General features: G+C 69.0%; 5 protein-coding genes. All 5 read left to right on the top strand.

Annotation, left to right across the window (positions count from 1 at the left end; translation table 11 throughout):
- Nucleotides 1–276 precede the first annotated feature (276 nt).
- The 5 genes from AC08OU_RS04815 (at nt 277) to AC08OU_RS04795 (ending at nt 5988) form a co-directional block, all read left to right on the top strand.
- Complete coding sequence (locus tag AC08OU_RS04815) at nt 277–1116, top strand: helix-turn-helix domain-containing protein (RefSeq protein WP_476604416.1); 840 nt, start codon at nt 277–279, stop codon at nt 1114–1116.
- A gap of 239 nt (nt 1117–1355) precedes the next feature.
- Nucleotides 1356–3200: a DNA helicase RecQ gene (recQ, locus tag AC08OU_RS04810; protein ID WP_476599306.1), complete on the top strand. Its 1845-nt coding sequence runs from the start codon at nt 1356–1358 to the stop codon at nt 3198–3200.
- 257 nt (nt 3201–3457) lie between these two features.
- Nucleotides 3458–4726 carry a serine/threonine-protein kinase gene (locus AC08OU_RS04805; RefSeq protein WP_476599312.1) on the top strand — a complete coding sequence of 423 codons (1269 nt, stop codon included), beginning with the start codon at nt 3458–3460 and terminating at the stop codon, nt 4724–4726.
- The gene (locus AC08OU_RS04800) at nt 4674–5183 is read left to right on the top strand and encodes a WD40 repeat domain-containing protein (protein WP_462185818.1); all 510 of its coding nucleotides are present in this window, start codon (nt 4674–4676) and stop codon (nt 5181–5183) included. The genes AC08OU_RS04805 and AC08OU_RS04800 overlap by 53 nt, the downstream gene beginning before the upstream one ends.
- Nucleotides 5184–5523: 340 nt before the next feature.
- Nucleotides 5524–5988: a hemerythrin domain-containing protein gene (locus AC08OU_RS04795; protein ID WP_462185819.1), complete on the top strand. Its 465-nt coding sequence runs from the start codon at nt 5524–5526 to the stop codon at nt 5986–5988.
- Nucleotides 5989–6465 lie beyond the last annotated feature (477 nt).

The following is a 6465-nucleotide window of genomic DNA, read 5'->3' as shown; positions in this document are numbered from 1 at the left end:
CCCCTTACGCACGACAGGCGGCTTGGGAAGGGTGTGAGAGTCGTCAGACGACCGACGGGGCGGGGGGCACACCGCGGGTTCCCCGCCCGGCACAGCGCGGGTTCCCCGCCCAGCACACCGCCGTCAGGACCGCGGTCTCCACGTGCGACGATCCGACGGAGATCCCGGTAAGCCTGGCGCCAGGCGCAGGCTCGCGGGGTGTGACAACAGTCAGACCAGATGAGAACGGCCGGCCGATGAACCATTGCCCTGGACCCGGGTAGACGATAAATGGACATGCAACCCTGCCTCACCGACCTCCTGAACGCACTTGTGCAGTTACGGAAAGCGGCTGGACTGAGCCAGGCCCAGCTCGCCAATCGGGTCCGCTACCAGCCGAGCTACCTGTCGAAGGCTGAACGCGGACTGCTCGGGGTGCCGTCGCAGTCGCTCGTGACCGCGATCGACATAGAGCTGAACGCCGGTGGCTCCCTGATCGAACTGCGTCGTCACGCGTGGCTGGAGGACAAGGGGAGTCAGGCGGGCATCCCGTGGCGACGAGCTCTGGAGGAGGTGGACACCACGGATCATCGACAGCTCACCGTCGGGGAGAGCGCGGCCGCCGTCGGTCCCGTCACGAGATCCGATGCACCAGCCATCCCCGTCCCCGGGCGCACATTCACGTCCACGTCCACGTCCGAGGGAGCCGACCGCCGGACAAGGAACACCGTCGGCCTGTCCGGGCACTGGTGGACGGCCTGGCAGACGTTCCGGGACGGCGAGGAGATCCGCACCTCGCAGGAGGCGAACCTGAACCAGGTCGGCGACGTCATCCAGATGGAGGCGATCTCCCGCGGCCTGTCGGTGGACGAGGGCGGGTACCTCTGGTGGGGCGAACTGCGGGTCTGGGACAACGAGATAATCATGGGTTGGTACGTCGCGTCCGACGGACCGGTCCGGTCCAAGGGGACGCTGTTCCTCTCCCTGCATCCCCACGGCGACCGGTTGACCGGCCGCTGGGTCGGATTGAGCTATGACGGCCTGTTCATCGAGGGTTGGGGCGCGATGGCCCGCTCGGAGAACACCGCGCTCGCGCTCATCGACCGGCTCAAGAAGCAGTACCCCAGAGTCCCATGACGCGTCCGTACGTGCCTCGGCCGGCTTCCCGAAACGGCATCTGGAGGGAACGAGGCGGGGGAACGAGGCAAAACGCGGCAATCGGTCCACGTAACTACGGTCGGACGGTATCGCCTCGCCATAGTCGTCTTTCCGTCCTACCGGGCGTCCGCCCGGGCGACCAGCCGGTGAGGAGCAGCGGCTCATAGAGTGACCAGAATGACCTTCCCGTTGGTCGATCCGTGCCCCCTGGTCGATCCGTGAGCGACGTCGCGCAGGTGCTGCGCCGCGTCTTCGGCTACGAGTCGTTCCGGGACGGCCAGCAGGAGATCATCGAGCATGTCGTCGACGGCGGCGACGCGCTCGTCCTGATGCCGACCGGCGGCGGCAAGTCGCTCTGTTACCAGATCCCCGCCCTGGTGCGGGGCGGCACCGGCGTCGTGGTGTCACCGCTCATCGCGCTGATGCAGAACCAGGTCGACGCGTTGCGGGCGCTCGGCGTCCGCGCGGGGTTCCTCAACTCCGCGCAGGAGTTCGACGAGCGTCGCGACGTGGAGTCCGCCTTCCTCGCCGGTAACCTCGACCTGCTCTACCTGGCGCCGGAGCGGCTGCGCGCCGACGCGACGGTCAGGCTGCTCGACCGGGGCGAGATCGCGCTGTTCGCCATCGACGAGGCACACTGCGTCTCGCAGTGGGGACACGACTTCCGGCCCGACTACCGCGAGCTGTCGGCACTGCGCGAGCACTGGCCGAACGTACCGAGAATCGCGCTGACCGCCACCGCGACCCCGCGGACGCACGACGACATCGCCACCGAGCTCGGCCTGGAGAACGCCCGCCACTTCGTAGCCGACTTCGACCGTCCGAACATCCAGTACCGCATCGTGCCGAAGAAGGAGCCGAAGGCGCAGCTGTTGGAGCTGCTACACACCGAGCACGCCGCGGATGCGGGAATCGTCTACTGCCTGTCCCGGTCCTCCACCGAGAAGATCGCCGACTTCCTGGTGGCGAACGGGATCACGGCGCTGCCCTACCACGCCGGGCTCGACGCGCGCGCCAGAGCCGAGCACCAAGCACGCTTCCTGCGCGAGGACGGCATCATCATGGTCGCGACCATCGCCTTCGGCATGGGCATCGACAAACCAGACGTACGCTTCGTCGCCCATCTCGACCTGCCCAAGTCGATCGAGAGCTACTACCAGGAGACCGGGCGCGCCGGGCGGGACGGGCTGCCCTCGACCGCGTGGCTGGCCTACGGTCTCCAGGACGTCGTGCAGCTGCGCAAGCTCATCGACACGTCCCCGGGCGACCCCGCGCACCGCCGGCAGCAGAGCAGACACCTCGACGACATGCTCGCGCTGTGCGAGACGGTCGAGTGCCGCCGCATCGGGCTGCTCGCCTACTTCGGGCAGCGTGACACCGCCCCGTGCGGCAACTGCGACACCTGTCTGGCACCCCCGCAGTCCTGGGACGCCACGATCGCCGCCCAGAAGTTGCTGTCGGCCGTGCTGCGACTGCAGCGGGAGCGCCGCCAGAAGTTCGGCGCGGGCCACCTCATCGACATCCTGCTGGGCAGGAGGACGCCCAAGGTGACCCAGCACAGTCACGACACCCTGACGGTCTTCGGTATCGGCACGGAGCTCGGCGAGCCCGAGTGGCGCGGCGTGGTGCGCCAACTCCTCGTGCAGGGACTGCTGGCCGTCGAGAGCCGGTACGGCACCCTGGTGCTCACCGACGCGAGTGCCGACGTGCTGCGCGGACAGCGCGCGGTCCCGATGCGGCGCGAGCCGGAGCGCGCCCCCACCACTACAGCCACGACCGCGGCCACCACGACCGCGGCCAGGACCATGAAGACCCGCCACGCCGCACCGGCGGCCGACCTGTCGGCGGAGGCAATGCCGGTGTTCGAGCGACTGCGCGCCTGGCGCGCCGACGTCGCGAAGGAGCAGGGCGTCCCCGCATATGTGATCTTCCATGACGCCACCCTGCGCGAGATCGCGGTGCGCGTGCCGGCCACCCTGGCCGAACTCGCCACCGTGAGCGGCGTCGGTGAGAACAAACTCGCCAAGTACGGGCAGCAGATCCTCGACCTCCTCGCCGAGTGAACCAGGCTCCCGCCCACCCACCGGAGACATCTTCTCAGGAGAGCGGTACCGCACCGCTGGAGTGATCGGTGAGGGGGACACACGTCCCGCGAACAGCCTTGCCTGTGCTGACCTTCTCCACTGGCGGGCCGATCGTCAACCCGAAGACCAACCCGACCGGCCCATGAAGGACCCCGGTTAGGATCACACCTCACGCTGGAGGAAATATATAGATTTGTAAGGACCGGTGAATCTTGGCATGAGGCCGGACCGCTGTGATGGTTGTTGACCGGGCTCGGCTGGCCGCCGCACTGCCCGGCTACGAGCTGGGCGACCAGCTGGGCGCGGGCGGATTCGGGCTGGTGCTGGCGGGCTGGCATCGCGGCCTGCAGCGCGATGTCGCGGTCAAGGTCCTGCATGCGGGGCACGGCCGGGCGGCGGCCGGGTTCGCCGCCGAGGCGCGGATCCTCGCCAGCCTGGATCATCCGCACGTGGTCCGAGTCTACGACTACGTCAAGACGGGCGATCTGCACCTGCTCGTCATGGAGATGCTCGGCGGGGGAACCCTGACCCGGCGCCGGGCCGACATGGGCCCACAGACGGCCTGCGCGGTGGGACTCGCGGTGGCCTCGGCCCTGGCCTGCACCCACGGCAAAGGGGTGCTGCACCGCGACATCAAGCCCGACAATATTCTTTTCGACACTACCGACCTGCTGAAAGTCGTCGACTTCGGGGTCGCGAAATTCGTCGGCGAGTCGGGGGCCATCGCGAGTGCGGTGATCGGAACACCGCCGTATATGGCCCCCGAACAGATCATGGGCGGCCGCTTGGAGCCGGCCACCGACCTGTACGCCCTCGGGATGGTGCTCTACCAGCTACTGGCCGGCGTGGCACCGTTCGACCCGGACCTGCCCGCGCATGTCCTGCGCCAGCACCACCTCGAACGCGTCCCCCTACTGCCGGCCGGGGTGCCCGCGCCGCTGGGGGCGGTGGTCCTGTGGACGCTGGCCAAGAACCCGGCGGACCGTCCACCGTCCGCGCACGTCTTCGCGTGCCAACTCGCCGAAGCTGCCGCTGGCGTGTACGGCCCGGACTGGATCGCCCGGTCGGGTATCCCGCTGCGGCTCGACGACGACATCCGCACCGCCATCGGGCAGCCGCCCGCGTCCGTCCAGCCGGCGCCACGGCCGTCTCCCACCGGCGCGTCCTCGGCGCCATCGGTGCCTTTCATGTCATCGGCGTTTTCCGGGGCATCGGTGCCTTCGGCGGGTGGCACACCACCGGCCGAGGTGGCCGACGGGAACATCGCCGGCCGGCGGCGCCCCGCGTCGTCGCATCCTCGGCGCGGCGCGCCGCCGCGCCGCCATCACCGTCGCCGTCGTGGGGCTGCTGCTCGCTGTCGCCGGCACCGTCCTGATCGTCACCGCTCCTCTCGGTGGGCGCGAGACCGGTGCCCGCCAGCTCGGTCGTCCCCTGACCGGCCACACCGGTTGGGTGACCTCGGCAGTGTTCTCCCCGGACGGACACACCCTGGCCAGCAGCGGTAGGGACGGCACGGTGCGGCTGTGGGACGTGACCGACCGCTCCCACCCCCGCCTGGCCGGGTCCCTGAGCGGCCCCGCTTCCGTGTTCTCGGTAGCGATCTCCCCCGATGTGCGCATCCTGGCCACCGGCGGGATGGACGACTTGATCCGGCTGTGGGACATGACCGACCCGGCCACCCCACGCCCGCTCGAGCCGCCCCTGACCGGCCACGCCAACACCGTGTGGGCGTTGGCTTTCTCGCCGGGCGGCCGCACCCTGGCCAGCGGCAGCCTCGACGGCACGGTGCGGCTGTGGGGGCTGCGGGATGCGGCCCACCGCTTCCACCCGCGCCTCCTCGGCGAGCCGCTGACTGGCCACGCCGACTGGGTGTTATCGGTGAGCTACTCTCCGGACGGCCGCACCCTCGCCAGCGGCAGCAAGGACGGCACGGTCCGGCTGTGGGCGCTGCCCTCGCCATGAACGCTGTTTAGGGGCATGTGGCGGCTCTGACCGGAGTTACGCCGCACTGACGATGATCACGTTAGCCAGGTCCCCGAGGGGGCGCGGATGCTGCCCGTTCGTTCCGATCAACAGTGGGGAAGGGTGACTCGCGGACCGGTGCCCCGCCGCCATTGGTAGGGCACCGGACAGGACCATCGGCCGTGTGGGAGCCGCTCCGGCCATTCGATGATGGCCATGAGCGGCGCGACACGAGCACCGCCGTGCGAATGGGGACGGGATGGCGACGCTGCCGGTGGGGCGCTAGGGGACGTGGGGACGTGGGGTCATCGCTGATCTTCTTCTACCCAAGGTGGGCGCTATGCGTGAATACTGCGACTGTCAGTCGTTGCCGGCGATCGCGGACCTGATCAGAGAACATGACCAGGTCATCGATCTCATCGCCGACACGCACGAGGCGTATCGGCAGGGTGATGTCGAGGCGATGGCGGCACTCTGTGAGCAGATGTCGGCGGTTCTCCATCCACAGACGGTGGTGGAGGAGCAGGGCCTGTTCCCCGCGATGGCACTCGAGTTCCCCGAACAGATCGCGATCCTGCAGAGCGAGCACCGCCGGATCGAGGCTGTGCTCGCCGGGGCGACCGACGGCACCGCCCGGGTCGATCCCGCTTGGCCGACACGCGTCATCGAGGCGCTGAGCCTGCTACGCAGGCACATCGCGAAGGAACAGGACGGCGTGTTCCATGCCGCCGTCTCGATTCTCAGCAACGAACAATGGAACCGTCTCGGCGAGATCCGCCAGGCGCTGAAGCTCGTAAGTTCCTGAAACCTCGTGCGATGACCGACTCCCTCGCCGGGACGGCCGGCTCCAGGCATCAGATCAGGCTCCGGGCATCGGCCGTTGCGGCGGGGTCGGGCCGGGATCGCTCCCGGGCACACCGGTACGGGACGTGGCGGTACCGGATATGGCGGTACCGGACGTCGCTGTACCGGACGTGGCGATACCAGATGTGGCTCTACCGGACGTCGTTGCGCCGGACCCGCAGATAGGCCTGATAATCGGCCGCCCACTTCCGGTGGGCGGCCGCCTGCCACTGCCGCAACGCCGGCAGGCCCATCGCCGCCCGGGCCGGGTTGAGGCGCCCCGGAGTTTCCGGACAGGGGATCCACCAGGATTCTCACCGGAAAGGAACGGGATCGAGTGCCAGGAAAACAGGCACGCCGCTGGACGGTTCGTGCCGCGGTCCCGCCGACACCACGCCTACTTCCGTTCCTAACTATGGGTTGCCGGCACTATGGGGAC

This window comes from Frankia sp. CcMO1, from assembly GCF_977945845.1.
The sequence above is the reverse complement of the archived record's forward strand: the minus strand, read 5'-3'. Positions and strand labels throughout refer to the sequence as shown.